21 protein-coding genes and 1 pseudogene are annotated in these 20636 nt (G+C 65.8%); 15 read left to right on the forward strand and 7 right to left on the reverse strand.

Features of this window, described 5'->3' with window-relative positions; genetic code table 11:
• Positions 1-589: 589 nt before the first annotated feature.
• The gene (locus tag KUA19_RS30830) at positions 590-2827 is read right to left on the reverse strand and encodes a tetratricopeptide repeat protein (protein WP_217401601.1); all 2238 of its coding nucleotides are present in this window, start codon (positions 2825-2827) and stop codon (positions 590-592) included.
• An 804-nt stretch (positions 2828-3631) separates the two neighbouring features.
• Here KUA19_RS30830 and KUA19_RS30835 point away from each other — a divergent pair.
• On the forward strand, positions 3632-6778 hold the full coding sequence (locus tag KUA19_RS30835) for a tetratricopeptide repeat protein (RefSeq protein ID WP_217401603.1): 3147 nt from the start codon (positions 3632-3634) through the stop codon (positions 6776-6778).
• A 321-nt stretch (positions 6779-7099) separates the two neighbouring features.
• Here KUA19_RS30835 and KUA19_RS30840 read toward each other — a convergent pair whose 3' ends face one another.
• Positions 7100-7618, reverse strand: coding sequence for an ImmA/IrrE family metallo-endopeptidase (locus KUA19_RS30840; protein ID WP_217401605.1), 519 nt, complete (start codon positions 7616-7618; stop codon positions 7100-7102).
• A complete protein-coding gene (locus KUA19_RS30845) occupies positions 7615-7962 on the reverse strand; it encodes a helix-turn-helix domain-containing protein (RefSeq protein WP_217401607.1) in 348 nt (115 codons plus the stop codon). The genes KUA19_RS30840 and KUA19_RS30845 overlap by 4 nt, the downstream gene beginning before the upstream one ends.
• A 205-nt stretch (positions 7963-8167) precedes the next feature.
• On the opposite strand from KUA19_RS30845, the gene KUA19_RS30850 reads away from it, so the two are divergent.
• The 4 genes and pseudogenes from KUA19_RS30850 to KUA19_RS30860 form a co-directional block, all read left to right on the forward strand.
• Positions 8168-8428: a multiubiquitin domain-containing protein gene (locus tag KUA19_RS30850; protein WP_217401609.1), complete on the forward strand. Its 261-nt coding sequence runs from the start codon at positions 8168-8170 to the stop codon at positions 8426-8428.
• Positions 8403-9572 (forward strand): ThiF family adenylyltransferase, encoded by a 1170-nt coding sequence (locus KUA19_RS30855; RefSeq protein ID WP_217401610.1) that lies wholly within the window; start codon positions 8403-8405, stop codon positions 9570-9572. Before KUA19_RS30850 ends, KUA19_RS30855 begins: the two co-directional genes overlap by 26 nt.
• A gap of 14 nt (positions 9573-9586) precedes the next feature.
• Positions 9587-9979, forward strand: a complete 393-nt coding sequence (locus KUA19_RS45065; RefSeq protein WP_372451897.1) for a ubiquitination-like system serine protease family protein — start codon at positions 9587-9589, stop codon at positions 9977-9979.
• A 24-nt stretch (positions 9980-10003) separates the two neighbouring features.
• Positions 10004-10213, forward strand: a pseudogene (locus KUA19_RS30860) (HAD family hydrolase); the annotation flags it as partial.
• Positions 10214-10309: 96 nt separating this feature from the next.
• Here KUA19_RS30860 and KUA19_RS30865 read toward each other — a convergent pair.
• The 3 genes from KUA19_RS30865 to KUA19_RS30875 form a co-directional block, all read right to left on the reverse strand.
• A complete protein-coding gene (locus tag KUA19_RS30865; RefSeq protein WP_254550360.1) occupies positions 10310-10588 on the reverse strand; it encodes an NUDIX hydrolase in 279 nt (92 codons plus the stop codon).
• 280 nt (positions 10589-10868) lie between these two features.
• Entirely contained in the window at positions 10869-11354 is a 486-nt protein-coding gene (locus KUA19_RS30870) for an SAM-dependent methyltransferase (protein WP_217401614.1), read from the reverse strand.
• Positions 11355-11394: 40 nt separating this feature from the next.
• Positions 11395-12792: an NsdA family TPR-like regulatory protein gene (locus tag KUA19_RS30875; RefSeq protein ID WP_217401616.1), complete on the reverse strand. Its 1398-nt coding sequence runs from the start codon at positions 12790-12792 to the stop codon at positions 11395-11397.
• A 174-nt stretch (positions 12793-12966) separates the two neighbouring features.
• Here KUA19_RS30875 and KUA19_RS30880 point away from each other — a divergent pair, with 174 nt between their 5' ends.
• The 10 genes from KUA19_RS30880 to KUA19_RS30925 all read left to right on the forward strand — a co-directional run bounded on the left by KUA19_RS30880 (position 12967) and on the right by KUA19_RS30925 (position 19933).
• Positions 12967-13272: a hypothetical protein gene (locus KUA19_RS30880; protein WP_217401618.1), complete on the forward strand. Its 306-nt coding sequence runs from the start codon at positions 12967-12969 to the stop codon at positions 13270-13272.
• A gap of 258 nt (positions 13273-13530) precedes the next feature.
• Positions 13531-14292 carry a class I SAM-dependent methyltransferase gene (locus KUA19_RS30885; RefSeq protein WP_217401620.1) on the forward strand — a complete coding sequence of 254 codons (762 nt, stop codon included), beginning with the start codon at positions 13531-13533 and terminating at the stop codon, positions 14290-14292.
• A 17-nt stretch (positions 14293-14309) separates the two neighbouring features.
• The gene (locus tag KUA19_RS30890) at positions 14310-14804 is read left to right on the forward strand and encodes a nucleoside-diphosphate kinase (RefSeq protein ID WP_217401622.1); all 495 of its coding nucleotides are present in this window, start codon (positions 14310-14312) and stop codon (positions 14802-14804) included.
• Between the two features lie 20 nt (positions 14805-14824).
• Positions 14825-15133, forward strand: coding sequence for a hypothetical protein (locus tag KUA19_RS30895; protein WP_217401624.1), 309 nt, complete (start codon positions 14825-14827; stop codon positions 15131-15133).
• 35 nt (positions 15134-15168) lie between these two features.
• Positions 15169-15729 (forward strand): hypothetical protein, encoded by a 561-nt coding sequence (locus KUA19_RS30900; RefSeq protein ID WP_217401626.1) that lies wholly within the window; start codon positions 15169-15171, stop codon positions 15727-15729.
• Positions 15730-15801: 72 nt separating this feature from the next.
• Complete coding sequence (locus KUA19_RS30905; RefSeq protein WP_217401628.1) at positions 15802-16575, forward strand: HD domain-containing protein; 774 nt, start codon at positions 15802-15804, stop codon at positions 16573-16575.
• Positions 16575-17951: a hypothetical protein gene (locus tag KUA19_RS30910; protein WP_217401630.1), complete on the forward strand. Its 1377-nt coding sequence runs from the start codon at positions 16575-16577 to the stop codon at positions 17949-17951. Before KUA19_RS30905 ends, KUA19_RS30910 begins: the two co-directional genes overlap by 1 nt.
• 2 nt (positions 17952-17953) lie before the next feature.
• Complete coding sequence (locus tag KUA19_RS30915; RefSeq protein ID WP_217401632.1) at positions 17954-18679, forward strand: adenylate kinase family protein; 726 nt, start codon at positions 17954-17956, stop codon at positions 18677-18679.
• 70 nt (positions 18680-18749) lie between these two features.
• Positions 18750-19538, forward strand: a complete 789-nt coding sequence (locus KUA19_RS30920; RefSeq protein WP_254550390.1) for an NUDIX domain-containing protein — start codon at positions 18750-18752, stop codon at positions 19536-19538.
• Positions 19535-19933, forward strand: coding sequence for an NUDIX hydrolase (locus KUA19_RS30925; protein ID WP_217401634.1), 399 nt, complete (start codon positions 19535-19537; stop codon positions 19931-19933). Before KUA19_RS30920 ends, KUA19_RS30925 begins: the two co-directional genes overlap by 4 nt.
• A 104-nt stretch (positions 19934-20037) precedes the next feature.
• Here KUA19_RS30925 and KUA19_RS30930 read toward each other — a convergent pair whose 3' ends face one another.
• On the reverse strand, positions 20038-20553 hold the full coding sequence (locus KUA19_RS30930; RefSeq protein WP_372451899.1) for an AAA family ATPase: 516 nt from the start codon (positions 20551-20553) through the stop codon (positions 20038-20040).
• Positions 20554-20636: the final 83 nt, after the last annotated feature.

The raw sequence follows: 20636 nt of genomic DNA on the forward strand, positions 1-20636 counted from the left end.
CGCGGGCAAGAGATCGGCATCTCTTCGATTTGTCGGATGTAGTGTGTGGCCCGGGTACGTTTAGCCATGATCGCTACCCCGCATGATCAACTAGTGGGTGGGGACCGTCGATCGTCGGTCCGTCCAGGGAATTGGTCAAGCCGTACTTGCGGCGGCTGAGCTGGTAAGAGGCAATGAGGAAGGCCCGGTCGACTGCATGTCGATCGGGCCTGCGCGTCCTCGAGAAGAGGCCGGTTGTGGCGTACCGTGCTGTACCCGCCGCCGTTCGAGTTCCCCCGTATCGGAGATACCGGGCGAACTCGAACCGGTGGACCCGATGGGGCGCTCGAACCGGTGGACCCGATGGGGCTCGAACCGGTGGACCATACGTCACAGAATCCGAACCGTGTTCCCGCTGTTCAGGGGCCGGTCGTGACCGTCCCGCCTGTTCGACCGCGCAAGATCCAGCCGTTGTGATCACCAGCGGGGTCGTGGCGCCGCGGGAACGGCAAGATCCGGGCAATCGGCGGTTGCAGAAACCAGCCCGACACCGAGTAGGCAGGTCGGCATGTTGGCATCAGCGGTCTTCGTGACCGCCGAGTAGTGGCTATCAGACCTGCTTGTAGAGGGCGGTGGCTTCGGCGACCCGGCCCGCCTCCTGGTAGGCGCTGGCGAGGTTGTTGCGGGAGATCAGGGTGTGGGGGTGGTCGTCGCCGAGTACCCGCCGACGGTCGGCCAGGACCTGCTCGTAGAGGGCGATGGCCTCGGCGACCCGGCCCGCCTCCTGGTAGGCGTAGGCGAGGTTGTTGCGGGAGATCAGGGTGTCGGGGTGGTCGTCGCCGAGCACCCGCCGGGAATCGGCCAGGACCTGCTCGAAGAGGGCGATGGCCTCGGCGACCCGGCCCGCCGCCCGGTAGGCGCTGGCGAGGTCGTTGCGGGAGATCAGGGTGTCGGGGTGGTCGTCGCCGAGCACCCGCCGACGGTCGGCCAGGACCTGCTCGTAGAGGGCGATGGCCTCGGCGACCCGGCCCGCCGCCCGGTAGGCGTAGGCGAGGTCGTTGCGGGAGTTCAGGGTGTGGGGGTGGTCGTCGCCGAGCACCCGCCGACGGTCGGCCAGGACCTGCTCGTAGAGGGCGATGGCCTCGGCGACCAGGCCCGCCGCCCGGTAGGCGTAGGCGAGGTTGTTGCGAGAGTTCAGGGTGTGGGGGTGGTCGTCGCCGAGCACCCGCCGGGAATCGGCCAGGACCTGCTCGTAGAGGGCGATGGCTTCGGTGACCCGGCCCGCCTCCTGGTAGGCGACGGCGAGGTTGCTGCGGGAGATCAGGGTGTCGGGGTGGTCGTCGCCGAGCACCCCCCGGCGGTCGGCAAGGTTGTCGGACAGTATCGACACGGCGCCGGTCAGATCGCCGGCAGCCTCAAGCGCTCGGCCCATCCAGTCGGCCTGGACCAGCAGCAGCGCGGGAGGATCGCCAGCCGAGTTCTCGCGAACCGCCAACACTTGCCGGGTGAGTTCATCCACCTCGGCCCGGCGCAGCGCTACCTGTGCCAGGGGCAGACCGTCGGTGAGGACGTCGAGCATCTGCGACGCCGTATCGACGGCTTCGGCCAGGCTGGGATGCGCGCCGTCGTGAGAGGCGAGGTGTCGCACCACCCGCGCGGTCAGCCGGTGAACCACGACCAGCACCCCATCGCCCGCTACGCCAGCGGATCCGCTGAGCGTGACCAGCGACCAGCCCGCCAACACATCCAGCGCGGCCCGCACCCCGCCGGACAACCCCAACCCCGCCTCGCCCCGCACCAGCAGCCGACGACTCACACCATCGGCCGACAACACCGACAGCACCCCGAGCAGCCGTAGCGCGTCACCGGAGGCGTCGGCCGCGTCGACACCGGCCATGCTCAGTGCGGTCGCCTTCAACACCCCCGGATGAGACGCCCCCGACTCCTGCCGCAACGTCTCATCCAAACGCTCACCGGCCAACAACCGCAGATACCCCGCGTAGGTCTCCCCGTTACGCGCCACGTAAGCACCTGCCTGTGCCAGACCCAGCGGCAACCACCCCAACTCCCGACCTAACGCCACCGCGTCCGGGCCATCTGCCAGGCCGGTCGTTTCGCGTAGGAACGCCCGCCCTTCCGCCTCGGTGAACACCCCTACTTCCACCGCGGCGACTCCGTCCATCCGCAGGAACTCCCGCCGATTCGACGTGATCACAACCTTCACCCCGCCACGCGTGGGCAGCCACTCCCGCAACACCTGCGGATCGTCGACGTTGTCGAACACCACCAACCGCCGCGCCCGGCCGCCATCGCTGAGCCAGCGCACTGCGAGCCCGGCCAGCACCTCCGGCGCATCGTCCGCGCCACCCAAGCCACGCGCCCGCGCCACCTGCGCCAACCCCGCGACCGGCCCCGACTCGGCGTTCAACCACGCGACCAGGTCGAACCCGGCCGCATCACACTCACGCGCGAACGCCGCCGCCAGCTGCGTCTTACCCGCACCACGCTGCCCCGGCAACGCCACCAACGCCACCCGACCACGACCACCCACCGCCCGACGCAGCGCCTTCATCTCACGCGATCGCGCCTGAAAGTGCGCCGCCCCCAGCGGAACCTGCCCCACCACCCGCGACGACAATCCGACCACCGCCGGACCGCCCGCACCATCGGCAGAGCGCACCTTGCTGACGAGATCGGGAAGGAAGGCCATGACCAGAGCCGCAACCGCCGTGGACACGACCACCACCGGCGGCTTGTCATCGGCGATCAGCGACCAGACAACGGTGGCGGTACCCACGCAGCACGCCACCGCGATCAACCCGTACTTGAACCACCGACGACCGGTCATCACCGCAATCTATCCACGGCCATCAACACGCACTACCGTCCGAACACCCCCCGCCAGGCCAACTAAGTGGGCGCTGGCGTTGTGAGTACGGCCCGCCCACCGCTGCGTAGGCACAGAACAACCCCGACCGACCGCAAGATCCGGGCAATGTACGGATTACACAGCAGGCGAACTGGAATTCCCGCAGGTAGCAGACGCATTGCCGACTGGTCTTGAAAACCGCCGCCAGGCCGCGCCCGGCAGGCGGGTAGACAGACACCGGCGAGAGGGCGCTGAGGACGGCGGTTCGCGCCGGGCCAATCGGACAGTTTGACCAGCGGAAGCCAGAACGGATCCATGGAACGGGTGAAGGCCCAGCTCAACGAGCCAGGCCTTCATGGCGGGCAAGATGCCCGAATTGTATGGGTGGACCCGATGTGGCACAACCCGAACCGCATTCACACTGCTCAGGGGCCTGCCGTGGTTGTTTCGGCGGTCCGGCGGCGCGTCGCATAGCACCGACGCCGCGCAACAGCGCGACCGAGATTTCGGTCGCGCTGTTGCGTGAAACGCCTCCGCCCGCTGGGGCTCTTGTTGACCTCACGATCGCCGTTCCTCCTAGATTGCCGAAGCGGGCACTCCCATGAGCATTGACAGATCCCTCAGCATGGTTGTGTGCGGGGTGAACATGGTGGGGTACGACTTCGCGGCCGGTGGCTTGCGGGAGTTGCTACCTCTGCGGTGGTCGGGGCGGCGATCGTTGCGTCCCTGAGCGTGGCGAGCTTGCCTCGTCCGATTGCGCTACTGGTTGCGGGTCTCGGTGCCGTGGTCGCGTTGCTGGCGCCACCGATCGTTGGCCTCTGGCTGGACGATGTCCGGGCACGCCGCGCTGAGGCGGACCGGAAGCGTTCAGTCCTCAAGGAGCTATCTGGCACGCCTGACGGTGTGTGGCGCACCGTCGCCGAGGTTGCCGCCGAGGCGGCAGCAAAGACGAGCGCCGCCGTTCGCCTGGGGATCCATCAGGCCATCCCCCTGGACGAGACTGCATATCCCCGTCTACCACGGGGCCTGCCTACCTACATTGGACGCGATGCCGACACCCAGCTCCACGGCGCGGTAAGTGCATGCATTGACAGAGGCGGCTTCGTCCTGCTCGTGGGCGAGTCGGCGGTCGGCAAGACTCGATCTGCGCTTGAAGCGCTGCGGGAGTTGGTGCCGGCATGGCGGTTCTTCCGACCGTCAAGTCCGCAGGCGATTCGCAAGCTCGTTGACGCCGGTGTAGACCGTGGCAAGCTCATCGTCTGGCTTGATGACATCCGGCGGTACTTGATCGGCGAGGACGCGATAGCCCCTGAAACACTGCGGGACCTGCTCCTTGGCACGAGTGGCACCATCGTCATAGGCGCAATCTGGCCCGCACATCTCGCGCGGTTGACTGCCCCGGCCGTCGATCTCGGCGGCGACTCGTTCGCAACGGCTCGTGACGTACTACGCATGGCCGACTTCACGATCCATGTGCCAGCTTCGTTCACGACAGAAGAGGCGAATCGAGCGTCAAGATCGGTCGACCCTCGGCTGATCGAGGCCGCTGCCGTGGCCGCCGACGGCCGCCTTCTTCAGGCGCTCGCATCGACGCCTGCGCTCGTGGGCAAATGGACGGACGGTATTGACCCGACACTGGGAGCGAGCCCCTCCGGGGTCGCGGTGCTGCAGGCGGCGGTTGCGGGGACACTTCTGGAACTCCCGCAGCCGCTATCGCCTTCCTGGATCCAGCAGGTCGCCGCTGCGTGGCTGTCGCCTCAGCAGCGCGCCAGCGCTGCTGTTGACTGGTTCGATCAGGGCGTCATGTGGGCGTGCGCGCCAGTTCGTGGCGAAGTCGCAGCCATGTACCCGGTGAGCGCAACTGTGGGTCGGATCGACGGCTACCACGTCGCTGACGCGATCGTGTTCCACGCAGACAGCGTCGAACCCACCCTTGGCTGGCCCAAAGCCGTAGTCGAGGCCATCGCAGCCCAAGGATCTCCCCAGACGTGCGCCCAGATCGGCGACGCCGCCCACGAATTGGGCTTCGACGACATCGCCGAGCGGCTGTGGCGACAGGGTGGCGATGCCGGCGACACCGAGTCAGCCCACAGGCTTGGTTGGCTTTCCCGCGAGCGCGGTGAACTGGCTGAAGCAGAACGATGGTGGACCAAGGCCGCGCAGCAAGGACATCCACACGCCACGATGTTCCTCTATGACCTGCTCCGTGCCGCGGGCCGTGAACATGAGGCCGCCCAGTGGCTCCAAGTCGGCATCGCACGCGAAGACGCCCCCGCGCTTGCTGACCGAGCCGCTGAGCTGATGCAGGACGGCAGGGACGACGAAGCCGAAGCCTGGTACCGGCGGGCCGCCATGGCTGGCGATCGGGACTCCATGTACATCTTTGCGCACCTGCAAAAGGACAAGAATCCGGCTGAAGCCGAGCGTTGGTTCGGTGAGGCAGCCCGGCTCGGCGAAACCGACGCCATGATCGCCCTGGCCGACATCCTCGAGCACACCGGCCGTCTGGAGGAAGCGATCAAAACGCTCCGTGACGCTGTTCGGCAGGATGAGCCGCATGCGATGGTCCGACTTAGCTTCCTACTTCGTCGAACCGGCGACCCGCAGGGCGAAAGCGAAGCGCTGATACGCAAAGCCTCAGACCTCGGCGATTCGTGGGCTATGACCCTCTGGGCAGGCCGGATGTATACCGAAGGCGAGGAGGAAGCGGCGGAACAACTTCTTCGCCGATCGGCGGATCTGGGCGAGAAATTCGCCCACCTCAAGCTCGGAGAGCTGCTACGAGACCGAGGTGATCATGCCGCAGCTGCGGTGGAGTATCAGGCCGCGGCCGACTACCTCGATGCCAACGACATCGACAGCCTCACTGACAGTCTGTCTGAGCTTAGCCGGGCCGATGAGGCACACGCGTGGGTCACCGCATTAGCTGAAGCGGGCAACACCGCCGCGATGATCTACCTGTGGAAGCATCCGCACCAGGCTGGCCCGTCGCAGTCGTTGGACCATTGGCTTGATCAAGCGCTAAACGTCCTGCGGACACAAGCTCAGGCAGGCGAGGCCATTCCCACGAGGTCACTCATTGATCTTCTGTCACAGGCAAGAAGGTACGCCGAGGCTATCGACTGGGCACGGACAGCAATCGCCGACGGACATGCCGAGCATGAGTCGGCGCTCGCCAGACTCCTGCACATCACCGGCAACATCCGCGAGGCGATCACGCACTATCAAACTGCTGGTTCCATGAAGTCGCCTGGCACAACTCGCGTTGATGTCTACGACGCAGAAAACGGCTTCGTCGAAGCGGGCTTGCTTCTTGAGGAACTCGGCCAGCGCACCGACGCCGCCGACTCCTACCGCCGTGCGGCCGACCAGGGCAACGCCTACGCGATGTACCTTCTGGCCTTATTGGAGGAGGAGGACCATCGTTCGGTAACGGCCCGAGTTTGGCTTCACCGTGGGCGGGCCGCCACCCGCTGGATCGGCATCGATGCACTCGTATATCGGAAGCCGATCTCCACGCCGCCGGGAGTGTGGCTACTCCTGTCGAACCTTCCCAGAGTCTTCAGACAAGCGGCAAACGTCCATCCAGCAGTCGCGCTCATGATTCTGCGGTACGCCGCCCTCCGGCGAGACGGCACGGCCATGATCTGCATCGGCCTTCACCACTACCAAAACGGCCGACAGGCACGGGCGGAAAGGTCGTGGAGAAACGCCATCAGCGAGGGCAACTACTCGGCCGCATTCTTCCTGGCCAAGATCCTGATCGAGCGCGGCAACCTAGCCGAAGCCCGCGACCTGCTACAGGACGGCGTCGATGCAGAGAACATCCAGGTGCTCCGCTTGGCGTACAGCATCCAGCGTCAGGCCGAGCTCGCCCAACCCGAAGCAACCGAAAGGGTGGCGTCGGCGGAGCCGCATGGGTCAATGTAGCAACGAACCCGCATCGCCCCTGGTCAGAGCGATGCGGGTACCTCACAAAATCGGACATTCCAATACGAATATCCCCACGGTGGACCCGATGTGGCACAACCCGAACCGCATTCACACTGCTCAGGGGCCTGCCGTGATTGTTGCCGCCGTCCGCAGGCGGGAGTCGTAGACGATTCACTACATCAAACGTATGGGCCTGCCCGTGTCACCCCGGCACTGGCAGGCCCCATCTTTTGTTGTGGACTAACCGGCCTCTGTGTTGTGTTCAGCCTCGTCCTGCTCGTCTTGCCGGGCGCTGCCCGCCGGATAGTTGAGGCGGCGTCAGGAGTAGATACCGAGGTTGATCAACCGGTAGCTCATGGCCGAGGTGCTGACGTCGAATATCTGGGCCAGGTAAGAGATGATTCGGTCGCGGCCTGACAGGTCGGAACGTTGAGCGGCCAACCTAACCTCGCGGACGACTAGGTCTTGGGGCATCAACAGCGCCGCAGCGAAGGCGTTCGCGTCAATCTCCTTGGGGTCGACGGCAAGGCTAGAGTTCTCATCTCGCCAGTTAACCTCCCGGTCCACCACGAGAGGGTCCTGTAGGTGGAGAGTCATGTGACCGATCTCGTGGGCGATGGTAAATCGTTGCCGTCTGCGTCCCGAACTCGTGTTAATGCCGATGATGCGCTCGCGACCTTCTCGGTACATGAAGCCGGACTGTTCGCCTTCGAAGCGTTGTCGGACGACCTGCGCACCCTCCCAGATAGCGATTTCCTCGACGGGGACCGGCAACCGGTCGATGCCGTACTTGTTTAGCAACTGGCTGGCAGCGGTTTCAGCTTGGACGCGACTCATCGGGCGCTCACCGACCTGCGGACGGCACCTACGACGTTAAGCACGAAGGCACGGTCATCTGCGGGAAAACTACTAGCTTGCTCGCTGAGCTTCACAAGGTCGACATCCTTCGATTGCCGTCGCTCCGGCATGAGGTCAGCCGGGTCGAGGTCGAGCGCATCGCAAATCCCATACAGCGCATGCAGTAAAACCTTCTGGCGGCCAGCCTCCAGGTTCGCAATCGAAGACCGGGTCAGGCCGATGCGTGCCGCCAACTGACCCTGGGTCACGCCCGCCTTCTCCCGAGCCACGCGGACACGCCGCCCAAAATCCTCGTAGAACCCCTTGACATCCCCGCCGTCCATGTGCCGAATTCTGCCGGTCCACGCCCCCGAGTGTCAATCACACAAACATAGGTTTGCATCACAAACGGCCAGCACGTCACTCGATCGTGTCGTTGACACGATCGATTCTTCTCAAGTAGCGTCACTCACGCAATCTTCGGATGCCAGGTAAGTTTGTGTAACAAACCTCGCCCGCATTCGAGCCCGACTGACTTGGGGATACGGCATGAGCCAGGACGATCGCGGGAAGAAGCCCGTAACGATCATCGTGAATACCCGCTCGTACGAGTGGGCCGAGAAGGAAATCTCCTACGAGGAGGCGTACGACCTTGCGTATCCCAATCAGCCGTTGGGCGACGGCGACACGGCGACGATCGAGTACTCCCGTGGCCCGGACGGTCACGGCGGCGGCTCGCTGACGGCCGGCCACAGCGTCCACGTTAAGGATGGCATGGTTTTCGATGTCTACCGCACCTCTCGTTCGTGACCCGTCCACGAGCCGCCTCCTGGATGACGGCTACGACCTCGCCATCCAGGGCGGACATCTGATTGTTCGTAAGGTCCCGTACGTCACTCCCTCCGGCGCGGTGGCGTACGGGTGCCTGGCGTACCCGATTACGGTCAGCGGCGACCGGATCAACGATGACAGCGGTGACCACCGGATCTGGTTCGTCGGTGAGCAGCCGTGCGACGAACACGGCAGGGTGCTGCCAGCAGCGTCGGCGCAAGTCCGCCCGATCACCAAAAACCTCGCGGCGGAATACATGCTCTCCAGCAAGCCGCCAAGCGGGTACGCGGACCAATACGCGAAGGTCACCTCGTACGCGCGAATCCTGTCCCACCCCGCCCAAGCAATCGATCCCGCAGTTACCGCGACCCTCGGAGCGGGATGGGACGAGGTTGAGGATGGTCTGCCCTTCGTGTACCGGGACACCGCGTCGTCTCGCGCTGGTCTTGCTGAGCTCAACAGCAAGTTTCAGGGCCACAAGATCGCGATTGTCGGCCTCGGCGGCACAGGCAGTTACATCCTCGATCAGGTTGCGAAGACGTGGGTCGATGCCATCGACTTGTTCGACGGCGACTTCCTCGACAACCACAACGCCTTCCGTGCACCCGGCGCCGCGGACATCGAGGAGCTGCGTAGCAGACCGAACAAGGCGGAGTACTTCGCGGCGCTCTACTCGCACATGCACATCGGCATCACCGCCCATCCTGTGGATCTTGACGAGGAGAACTTCTCACTCCTCGATGGGGCTACGTTTGTTTTCCTCGCCGCAGCGGACGCAGAGTCCCTGCCTGCTGTCATGGCATGGCTGTCCGGACGAGGAGTCCCATTCATCGACGTCGGAATGGGGATCGAGGAAACCGACGGACGCCTCTCGGGTCTGCTGCGTGTGACGACGCACTTTCCGGAAGACCATGTTCGCCCGCCGCGACCGCCCGCCGTCGCTCGCGGCGGTGTAGACGACTACGACCGGAACATCCAAACGGCTGATCTCAACGCGCTCAACGCCATCCTGGCCGTCATCGCCTGGAAGAAGCATCTCGGCTACTACGCCGATCACACCGCCGCCGTCGAGACGCTGTACAAGGTGTTCACAGGAGAGATTCGAAATGTGGAGGCCGGATGAGCAGGGTGTCGAACATGGTCGCGGAGTTCGCCGCGACCTTTCCGACGACTCTCAGACCGGGGGTGCTCTATGTTTCTGGCGCCTACTCCACCGCAGCTCACCTGTGCTGCTGCGGGTGCGGCCATGAAGTCATAACGCCACTATCGCGAGCGCAGTGGGTGCTTACGTTCGACGGTACCGTGTCGCTGCGACCGTCAATTGGAAACTGGACGCTTCCGTGCCGGTCCCACTACTTCATCGATAGTGGGTCCATCCGATGGGCTAGGCGGTACTCCGAACCAGAGATCGAGGCCAACCGCGAGCAAGACCGTCAACTGCTTGCCGATGCACGAGTCGACAAGCCAGGTGGGTGGCAACCCCTCATCCAATGCTGCCGATCAGTATGGCGGCGTCTACGGCGGCTATAAGCCTCATTGCCGCCGCCGACGGCGTTCGACGTCGTGGTGACCTGGAGCGACGTCATGCCTGGCCGCGGCAAGCCGGAGCCCGACATCTTTCTGCTCGCAGCTGACAAGCTGAGCGTCGATCCGACAAGGTGTCTCGTGTTTGAGGATGCGGAGGTTGGCGTCAAGGCGGCCCTAGCGGCGGGCATGGACGTGTTCAACGTTGAGACTCGCGCCTTCAGCAGGCCATTCCGTTAGGAGAGCGGAGCTCGTCGAGTAGGTACTGAACGTCGGCCGTCACGATCTCGGTGATGGGTCCGGCGAACTGGACCGCCGGGGCTGCTTTCGCGATGTTTAGCTATGGCTCCGTGCCAACGTCGAGCGGTGATCGCGGTCATTGCTGAACAGAAGTGGAACGAACTCGTCTTGACCGTAGCCGCTGTCGTGCAGGAGTTGTGTCGCCTCGTCTAGGGGGCGGAACCGGCAATGCACGTCGTGCCCGGTATCCCATGCTTCAGGGTCGCCGATCATAGTGTGGCTCCAGGCATCGCGGGGCTCCTCTGCACGTAGGTGGAAGAACACGCTGATGCAAGGGTTGCCGTTGTTGTAGAGGCTTTGCTGCACGCCGACCACACCTAGCACGGTGAGACCACCGGTGACGCCTGTTTCTTCGATCGCTTCCCGTATGGCGGCTTGGTCGGGTCTCTCCGGGATCGATGCCGCCGCCGGGGAGGTGTGTACCCAGGTCGCGCTTGGCTGAATAGTTGAAGATCAGCAGCTCAGGGCGGCGGTGGATCATGCGGGTGATGTATGAGGTGGCGCGGACCCGCGCAAGCGGTGCGTGCATGGGTTCAATGATCTCGCGCCCTCGCGCCTCTGCGCATCCTCGGGTGTCGTGTCGGCCTTGGGCTTGTCAGGACCGATGCGGGGCGAAGTAGTCCACCAGCATCTCGGTCGGCCAGGTCGCCTGGTGGATCTCGCCGCGTGGGCCGAACTCGTTGAACCATGGCTTGATGTCGAGTACCGGTGTGCCGTCGACGGCGTCGAGGTCTTCGACGTGGAGGTCAAGGCCGTCGACCTTGAGCAGCCGGCACCGGGAGACACCGAGCCAGTTGATGCGGCGCATATTGCGGTGTCCGAAGATTCCGACGGCTGGCCAGTCGGGGTTGTCGCGAGCGCTGCGGGCCCCGAGGTGGAGGTCGGTCTGATCAGTGAGGTGAAAGTGGAAGACCACTTCTAGGTGCGAGAACTCGTCCAGTCCTTGGGTGGCTTCAGGGGTGAAACGTTCGTCGTCGATGCGGATGATCGCCCTGGTTCCGCCCCAGTAGTCGTCGGTGGGCTCGGCGCGCCCGCCGATGACGTGGGCGATCGGTGTGACTTCGATGGGCCGGCCTGCCATGTGTTCCTCTTTCGTGCGCGGACGCTGTCAGGTGTGGGTTCTAGGCCGCTGTGGCCGCGAGGTAGGCGGCGGCGCGGGCGTCTAGCTCGGCGGCCGTGGTGATGCCTCGCCGCCGGAAGGGCGACAGCGCTGAGCGCATGTCGGCGACGGTTTGGCGGGCGCGGGCAGAGCGTATGCCGTCCATCGCTTCCAGGGCGGTGGACCAGTTGCCGCAGGCTTCGTCGAGGTTGCCTTGCCGGGCCTGAACTGCCCCTAGATAGCCGAGGGTGACCGCGTGGGTGCGGGTGAATGTGGCGGCCTTGCGGGTCCGGACGCTGCGGCGAAGCTCTTTGGCGGCCCCGGGAAGGTCTCCGATGTCGCGCAGGGCGCAGCCGGTCTCGTGGGCGAGGCTGGCTTCGCCGAAGAAGAACACCCGCGACGGTTCGTCGTCGCCGGGCTCGGCCTTGGCCAGGTCGTTCTCGGCCTTGATCAGGGCCGATGCTGCGGCGGCCTTATTCCCGGTGGCGGCAAGACCCCGGGCGTGCACGACGCCGAGGAGGGCGCGTTCGCGGGGGCTGGCCAGCCGGTACCGGTCGCCTTCCATCGACGCTGCCGCGAGGGCGAGGCCCTGCCGCGCGTGTCCGAGGTCGATGGCCTGATGAGCCATTGCACGCAGGGTGTGGGCAGCCATGGCAGGGTCGTCGCCTTCGGCGGCGAGCTTGACCGATGCAGTGAAGAAATGCTGCGCGGCAGAATGCTCGGCGCTATCAAAGGCCATCCATCCGACAAGGTAGGCAAGCTCGCTCGCGGCCGAGAACATCTCCCGCCGCACACGATCGTCGGCGTAGGCACCTTGGAGGTATCGAGCGACGTCGGAGGTCAGGTACTGCACGACGGACGAACTGGCGTGGCCACCGCCTCGGCGTTGGTCGAGCCGGGAGAACAGCAGCACCATCTCACGGACGGCTTCCACATCGCCGCGTCCGACCGTGATGGAGCCCAACGCGGAGCGCTCTGTGCTGCGGTCGGCCATTGACGTCCACCACGAGGACGCGGGCAGCGCGAGCGCGGCGACGGAGTACGCGGCGGCTCCCAGTAAGGACCTGCGTCCTGCGTCCACGCTGATTCTCCCGAGGTCGGCTAATGAAGCCAGCGTATCGAGATTCCAGTCCACCCCGGCAATCGACGGCGGCATCGTGGGCGCGAGCCCGATGTCTTCGACCGTGACAATCCGTCCCAGCCGACGCGACAGAAGCTCGGCCAGAAGGACGGGCGCGACTCCGGACGGATGCGAGCCAGCGACCCAATGAGAGACATGAGACCGGCTCACGGCTGCGAGCTCGCGTGCGCCGCTCTCTGCGGCAACGCGCACAAGCGCGCTGGCCACCTGCCCGTGTGACCATCGGGCCTCACCGATGACCTGCGCGAGCTTGGTGTTCGGTTGACGGCCCTGTGCCACCAGCGCCCCCTACGTCAGATGATCTTTCACCGCTTTCACCGCGTTCAAACCCTTGACAGCGTACCGATGCGCTGCCGCCCATGGTTCTCTAATTTGCATCGGCGTTACTGAATGACTACGCCACGTGCGCAAACGCTGTCAGCGAAATTCCTGACGCACTCCAAGGGGTGAGCCATGACCGATCAGATCCTTACGGACGTGGATCTCGACGATCCGCCGACCGATCCTCCAGCCGGTTGCGAGGACCCGTTTCTGTGGGAGCTTGCGCGAAGGAAGTTCGAGCTGCACCGGAGGACCGGGGCGGGCGACTGCGTGACCTGCCCTAGATGGCGGCGCTGCGGCGGCTCGCTGCTGGCGCGCGACGGATTGGCGACCGCGATGGGCCTCAAGGTCCGCGAGAGTCCGTACTGGCAGGCCTTCGCGCAGATCATGAGGTCTGATCGCGAGCGGGGCCAGCCCGCGCTAGGACCTCACTGCTGATGGTATTCGTCCCCAGCGATCTGACGCCGCACGCCCGTGAGCGCTGTACGGAACAACCACCGTGGTTAGCCACTTATGAAATCCCCGTCGTACGTGGATTTCACAAGTCCTAAGCGGAACGGGTGCGGGGGTCGTTCGCAGCGGCACCATCCAGCACAGTGAATACAACACGGCGGCAGCCCGCTACACCAGCGGCGCCGGGGCGGACGTGACAACGCCTCCGTCCGCCTCGGCGCACCTTTGACGAAGGAGACGGCAGTGGAGACCGACGACGCAACACTGGCCCAGGTCGCCCTGGACGGCTGGGAGGACCTGGCGGGCCTGGACGTGCTGGTCGGGCAGTTGCTCGAAGCGCCGACGAGCACCCACGGCCTCCGGCGTGCCTTGCGGGGGCTGCGACGCGAGATCGGCGTGTTCCAGGCGCACCGGGCCGGGTGCGAGGACCTGCCCGAGCGGATCACGGCCCGGCGAGTTCAGCTCGGCGGTGGTAGCCGCCTGCTGCCGGGCTTCGTCAACATCGACATCATCCCGCCCGCCGATGTGATCTTCGACGTGCGCGAGGGCCTGCCCATCGTGGACGGTGAAACCGAGTTCATCTTCGCCGAGCACTTCCTGGAGCACATCGACTACCCGGTCTCGGTCAAGCGGGTCATCGCCGAGTGTTATCGGGTCTTGCAGCCGGACGGGCAGCTCGTCCTAGGGGTGCCCGACGCCGGGATGATCATCGACGCGTACGTGGACAGCGATCCCGACATCCGCGAGCGCATGATGGAAGAGTGGTACGCAAACAGGGACGATCGGGCGCACTTCAACACGTATCTTGACCTCGTAAACTACGTGTTCCGCGATCAGGACGACAGCGACCGGTACACGCCTCACCTGTGGGCGTACGACCTGGACAAGTTGGTGTCTTTGTGTGCCGAAGCGGGGTTCCGTAAGGTCGAACCCTGGCCCCACGATCCGACGATCGCCAACCCCGATCGCGCGTGGGGCTCGGTGTACACCGTGGCGTACAAGTAACAGGGAAAGGCAGTGTCGTGACCACTCTGGAACGGACCCTCGTCGTACTCAAGCCCGACGCCGTGGCCCGAGGACTCGTCGGGCGGATCGTCGGGCGGCTGGAAGATGCCGGGCTCAAGATCGTCGGCGTCAAGATGGCCCAGCTCGACGACGAGATGACCCGCAAGCACTACTTCGACCTGGAAGAGCGGTTCGGCACGGCCATCTACGAAGCCAACGCGCGGGCCATGCAACGCGGCCCAGTGATCGCCATGGTGGTCGAGGGCGTCGAGGCGGTCGCGAACGTGCGCCGTCTGGTCGGCGGCACCTACCCCAACGAGGCGCCTCCCGGCACGATCCGCGGCGACTTCGCACACCAGTCCAAGGCGTACGCAATGAGCCAGGACAAGGGCGTGGCGAACCTCGTCCACGCCTCCGGCAACACCGATGAGGCCAAGTACGAGGTCGAGCTGTGGTTCGGCCCGGCCGAGCAGTTCGACTACCACACCCTCGCAGAAACCTTCACCTTCTAACGAGTGACAGGACACCGCCGATGACGACGATGCCCCCGATCCAGCTCTTGCTGGACGAATATGCGCAGGCCAAGGCATCCGGGCAGGACCGGGTGCTGGCCGAGACCGCCTACGCGCTGGCCATCCGCACCCGCGACGACGGCCAGTTCGAGAAGGCGCAGGAGTACGCCCGCGAAGCCCTCGCCGCTGCCGAGCGGCTGCCGTCGAGCACCCTCGACGACGTGGCCTCCACCCGCCAGGCGGTCGGCGGGGTGCCGCTGCCGGAGCTGTTCCACGACGGCGTGATCCGCTCCCGGCTCGAAGGTCTGCTCAACGAGTACATCCCCTAACCGCTTCGGCCGCCTGCGCCGGGAAGGACCCGACGATGACCCTGGAAATCGAGTACCGCGCGCAGCTGACCGAAGCCGAGTTCGCCACGCTGGCTGACCAGCTCGGCCAGCGTGGCGACGACCTCGGGCAAGACGACAAGCACATCTGGTTCTACGTGCTGCCCGACAAGCTGCTGAAAGTCGTTCACAACATCTCCCACGGCACCGGCAAGGTTGTGGTCAAGACCAACCGGATCGGCTCCGGCGCGGCGTTCCCGGAGACCGAGCTGCCGATCGCCGCCGCCGACGTGGCAACCGCCGTGCGCCTGTTCGATGCGCTCGGCTACGCCCCGCACATGCACGACGCCCACAACGAGCGGCGCAACTGGCGCTACCGGGACGTCGAGATCGCCATGAAGTGGAGCCAGGCGTGGGGTCACCACGCCGAGTTCGAGGTCGCACTCCCCGACGACGCCGGCACGGACGAGATCGAAAAGGGCCACGCCCTGATCGCCTCGGTCGCCGCTGAGCTGGGCGTGCGCCTGATGACCGAGGACGAGCTGACCGAGTTCACCCTCCAGTTCGAAGCCCGCCAGGCCGCCACCTCCGCCAGCTAGCACCACGCCAGCCGCTCTAGCGGCGTCCTCAATATCCGCAGTTCACGACCGTGCCCACCGGGAAGGACAGGCATGGCTGACTTCAACGCGCCCTTCTTCGGGTCCGTCGACGCGCCATTGGTGACCCTGGCAGAGCAGCGCCGCCTGCCTCGCCACCAGCGCATGGACCCGATCACGCTGCGCTGGATCGCCGACAACCGGCCCAGCGGGCTTCCGAACGCGCCGGTCGCGCACCCGCCGATGACCGTCGCCCGGTACGCGCTCGTCCCCGCAGGCTGGTACGCGCAGCAGCAGGTCACCGAGTCGATCCACGGGCTGCGTCATGGCGCACGGGTGGCGATCCTGGCCGCGCATATCGCCCGGCTGATGGACCTGCCGGTCCGCGAGACGCTGGAGGCCGTCATCGCCGGTGCGCTGCACGACTGCCGCCGCCTGCACGATCAAGACGACCCCGGTCACGGAGCACGGGCGGCCCGCTGGTTCGCCGAGCGGCACACCAATGTCATGGCGCATCTGCTGCCTCCAGCCCGCGACGCCCGCGCCGTGGTGATCGCCGCAGCCATGGAGCTGCACGACGTGGACTACCCCACCTTCACCGACTGGCAGCGGCAGCGCTACGAGATCGCTCCCGTGGTGTGCGACGTCGTCAAGGCCGCCGACGCCCTGGACCGTTACCGGCTGCCAAAGCTCAAGTGGTGGCCCAACCCCGACTTCCTGCGGCTCATCCCACCGCCGTGGCTGCACCGTTACGCGTTCGACCTGATGCTCGCCACCGAGCGGCATCACCTCGACGGCATGAGCAGCGAGCGGGCCGTGATGGCCGTGCTGGCCAAGGAGAACCTGTGATGGACTTCCCGGACTCGTACCGGCTGTGGGCCGACTCCCACGTGTTCTACCAGCCCGGCCCGCGCCGCATCGGCGATGGTGACTTCATCGCGGCCAAGCTCGCTGCCTGGGACCACCGCATGATCCACGACACCCCGAACGGGTCGCTGCTGACGGGCAACTCGCTGTTCGACCTGCTGCGCAGCGGCCAGAAGGTGCCGCTGCTGCACGTCACACACGCCCTTGACCAGATCACCGATCGTGGCGTGCTCTACCCCAGCGGCGGCTGCCTGGTCGGCAGCGTCTACTGCACCCCGTTGACCCGCGCCGGCGACTCCTACCGGATGCACAACCTCGGCTCGTACGTGCTGACCAGGGAGGCGGTGCTGGCCGAGGAGAACGGACACGCACTCGCCCGCCCGACACCGCTGATCATCGAGGTCGGGCTGCCGCGCAGCGCCTACCGGGGCGTCGTCGGCGTGGACTATCTGCGCCTAGGTGAGATCCACCTAGCGATCTATCAGCACCTGGAGTACCTGCTTGCGCGCGACGAGCGGCACCGGCTACGCGACACCGTGGTCGGCCGGGTTCGCAACGCGATGCCGTTTCTCGGCGCGTGCGTGACGCGCTGCGTGCAGGAGGTCGCCAGCGATTCCAGCGTGTTCCTCGACTGGCTGTCGGACACCGTCGACCACCTGCCGATCCTGGGCTACCTCTACTTCGAGGCGCTCAGCGAATACCTGATGCTGCACTCGACCGGCCCGCGCGCCGGCCACGCCAAGGCACACGGAGAATTCGACAACTGGCTGTACAAGGAGCTGCTGTTCGACACCTTCCCCGGCATGGCGGGCAAGTTCGACCTGGCGCGTTTCCGCCCGACCACCGCCGGGCTCGCTGCCAAGCTCGCCACCATTGACCCGACGATCGACATGGGTCACCTGGCCGAGTACCTCGCCGACCGGCTGGCGCTGTTGGTCTGCGCCCGGCTGCTGCACCCGGCCATGTACACCGCCGACTGGACCCGCCTGCGCTGGGAGTTCGACGAGCTACGGCCGTTCGTAGCGCCGCTGCTCGGCCACCTGATCCACCGCGAACTACGCACCTTCGGCCGCTACCCGGACTTCTACTTCTACTTCGACCAGTACAAGGCGCTGCAGGCGTGGAACTACTGGAACCACATGGACATCGTCCTGCCGTTCAACGCCACCATGCCCAAGGGCGAGATCGGCGTGAACCCCGCCTATCCCGCCCTGCGCACCACCGTGCACCGCGCCGAACTGACCGATGACGGCCTCGTCCCGGTCGAACGACTCGACGTGACGATCGCCCCCAGGCTGATCGACCTGCGTTACACACTCATGCGTGCCCGCCCTGACACCCTGACCGCCGCGAGGTAGCCATGACCCTCACCGACCTCGGCCCCGCTGCGAACGCCACCATGTTCATCGGCATTATCGGTCCGCCCGCCAGCGGCAAGAGCACCCTGGCCGCAAGCCTGTCCACGGCACTTGACGCGCCGATCATCCGGCCCCGCGACGCGATACGCGCCGCCGTCAACCACGAGCCGCAACTCCATGAGCTGTTCGTGCCGATCAACGAACTCGGCTGGGTCTCCGACGGCGCGCTCGGCCTGGCCGTGCGCGCGGCCGTCGCCCGCGTCCCAGCCACATGCCGCGCCGTCGTGCTTGAGAACCTGCCCGGCGACAACTTCCAGGTCGCCGACATCCACATGGCCGTGCGGCAACGAGGCGGCCGGTTCGTCGTGCTGCACCTCGAAAGCGCCAACGAAGTCCTCATCGCCCGAGGCACCGGCCGCCGCGTCTGCCAGACCTGCGAGGCAGACAGCACCGCCGACCCCCACGATCCCGCCCAGCCCAGCACCATTGACCCAAGGCTGTGCGGGCGATGCGGTAACCCGTTGACGGTTCGGCCCGACGACGAAGACGGCGTGCTGCGCGAGCGCACCGTACGCCACCGCCACTATGCACGCGGCGTGCTGCGCATGGTGACCGCACTCGACATCCCGTTGATCGGAATCGACGCTGCCGCAACGCCTTCGGCCGTTCACGCCGCCGCATTCGACGCCGTGACGCTACTGGCGACACCCGCCCACCACGACGGTTAACCGGGTTCCGCGATATAGATCAAACCCGTAGTGTGTAACGGACGTACTACAGTCCGGGGGATTGATCACCATGGCCAGGACGGCGCGGGCGCTACGCGAAGACGCCACGCGCCTGCGCGAGTCCGGCTGGACCTTCGGCGCCATCGCCAAGGACTGGGCCACCCGCCACGGCCTCAACCCCCGTGTCGCGATGCGGCTCGCCCACGGGCTCACCCAAGCCGAAGTCGCCAGCCGCTGGAACGACCTGTGGCCCGACCCCGTTCCCAAGACCGCCAAGCACATCTCCTACTGGGAGATCTGGCCCGAAGCCGGTGGACGCGCCCCCTCCCTCGACACCCTCAACCGGCTGGCGCTGATCTACCAGTGCAGCGCCGGTGACCTGCTCGGCGGCGAGGACCACACCTATCTCGACTCGGCCGCCTCCGCCGCGCTTGCCCCGCCGAGCACACCACGCGGCGCAGGCGGCTCGGTACAGCTGCTCACCGTCGCCATTGCTGTGGTGCGCGATGGCCGCCAACTGCTGCTCGTCTGCCGACGCGACGAAGCCGGAGGCTCCTGGCAGTTCCCCGCCGGCGTCGTCAAGCCCGGCGCCGATCCCGCAGCCGTCGCTGTCGCCGAGACCCTCGCCGAGACCGGAGTTCACTGCCGCGTGACCAAGCACCTCGGGCGAAGACTCCACCCGGTTACCCAGGTCATCTGCGAATATTTCCTCTGCGACTACCTCACCGGCACGCCCGACAACGGGGACCCGGTAGAGAACCTGACCGTCACCTGGGTCGACGACTCTAAGCTCACCAAGTTCATCCCGGCCGAAGCCATCTTCGCGCCGGTCTTCGACCTGCTCACGGAGGAAATGTGACGCCACCCCGACCAGCGATCGTCGCCGCGGTTGCCGTACATGAGGGCCGCGTCCTGCTCGTACGCCGCCGCATCGCGGAAGGCACGCTGTCGTGGCAGTTCCCCGCAGGAGAGCGCGAGCAGGGCGAGACGGCAGAGCACACTGCCGTCCGCGAAACGGCCGAGGAAGTCGGCCTGCACGTGCGGCCTGTTTCTGTCATCGGTGAACGGGACCATCCGGTGACAGGGCGGCACATGATCTACATCGGCTGTGAGGCGGACAGCGCTGACGCGACTGTCGTCGACATTGAGGAGCTGGCCGAGCTGGCGTGGTGCGATCAAGCCGCGCTGGCCGAGAAGATCCCCTCCGGACTTTTCGAGCCGGTCGCCGCGTACCTGGGTGAACATCTGGGTTAGTGCGGCACCCGAGCGACCACGCCACGCGGCCACGGGGCTGAGCGATCAGGAGATCGTTGTCGAGCAAGGAGCCTTGAGGCCGCCATCGCCGGGCTCGGGCTTCGCTATCCGTCCTCGTGTGCTTCCCGGTGGAAGCCTGTACGCAGAATATGATCTGGGAAGGCGAGCCTGACCGCCTCGCGTGGCGTCGTAGCCTCGCGTAGGCCAGGCACATCGATGATTCGATCAATACCCTCTGAGATCAACTGTTCGTCGGTCGCTTGCTCTGCCATGATCTCGGCATACCTAGTCACGACGTCTGCCGGAATTACCTTCGCCCTGCCTGCGTTCTGGGCTAATACCGTCGCCAGGTCAGCGGTGAACCGGGCAACCCATACCGGGTTGCCGATCCTCGCGGACCAGGCGATCATCCTGAGCCGGGCCTGGCTCGTCACGTTGGTTGCGTCTACCACTGCGGGCAGCCCCAGCAATAGGCGCTGTTGCACCAGCTCGTCCATTTGCTCGAATACCGCCGGATCGGCGAGGTCGTCGCTGACGTCGGTGCCGAACATGGCGGCCTTGATCGCTCCCGATCGGCGATCAGCTGGCGTAGCAGCGTCCCATCCTGCATCGTGACTCACCTGCGCCTATCCGACGAATGACCTCGACCGCGGTCCCGGTGCCGCCGACTGGACGTTGACAGCGATAGACACATTATTCACAT

The sequence above is a fragment of the Catellatospora tritici genome, from assembly GCF_019083965.1.
GTDB classification, from domain to species: domain Bacteria; phylum Actinomycetota; class Actinomycetes; order Mycobacteriales; family Micromonosporaceae; genus Catellatospora; species Catellatospora tritici.

Coding starts and splice junctions, on each gene's coding strand:
- KUA19_RS30880 (WP_217401618.1), top strand. CDS start 12,967: ATGACCGATCAGATCCTTACGGACGTGGATCTCGACGATCCGCCGACC.
- KUA19_RS30915 (WP_217401632.1), top strand. CDS start 17,954: ATGACCCTCACCGACCTCGGCCCCGCTGCGAACGCCACCATGTTCATC.
- KUA19_RS30900 (WP_217401626.1), top strand. CDS start 15,169: ATGACCCTGGAAATCGAGTACCGCGCGCAGCTGACCGAAGCCGAGTTC.
- KUA19_RS30910 (WP_217401630.1), top strand. CDS start 16,575: ATGGACTTCCCGGACTCGTACCGGCTGTGGGCCGACTCCCACGTGTTC.
- KUA19_RS30850 (WP_217401609.1), top strand. CDS start 8,168: ATGAGCCAGGACGATCGCGGGAAGAAGCCCGTAACGATCATCGTGAAT.
- KUA19_RS30845 (WP_217401607.1), bottom strand. CDS start 7,962: ATGGACGGCGGGGATGTCAAGGGGTTCTACGAGGATTTTGGGCGGCGT.
- KUA19_RS30895 (WP_217401624.1), top strand. CDS start 14,825: ATGACGACGATGCCCCCGATCCAGCTCTTGCTGGACGAATATGCGCAG.
- KUA19_RS30905 (WP_217401628.1), top strand. CDS start 15,802: ATGGCTGACTTCAACGCGCCCTTCTTCGGGTCCGTCGACGCGCCATTG.
- KUA19_RS30840 (WP_217401605.1), bottom strand. CDS start 7,618: ATGAGTCGCGTCCAAGCTGAAACCGCTGCCAGCCAGTTGCTAAACAAG.
- KUA19_RS30870 (WP_217401614.1), bottom strand. CDS start 11,354: ATGGCAGGCCGGCCCATCGAAGTCACACCGATCGCCCACGTCATCGGC.
- KUA19_RS30830 (WP_217401601.1), bottom strand. CDS start 2,827: ATGACCGGTCGTCGGTGGTTCAAGTACGGGTTGATCGCGGTGGCGTGC.
- KUA19_RS30920 (WP_254550390.1), top strand. CDS start 18,750: ATGGCCAGGACGGCGCGGGCGCTACGCGAAGACGCCACGCGCCTGCGC.
- KUA19_RS45065 (WP_372451897.1), top strand. CDS start 9,587: ATGGTCGCGGAGTTCGCCGCGACCTTTCCGACGACTCTCAGACCGGGG.
- KUA19_RS30855 (WP_217401610.1), top strand. CDS start 8,403: ATGTCTACCGCACCTCTCGTTCGTGACCCGTCCACGAGCCGCCTCCTG.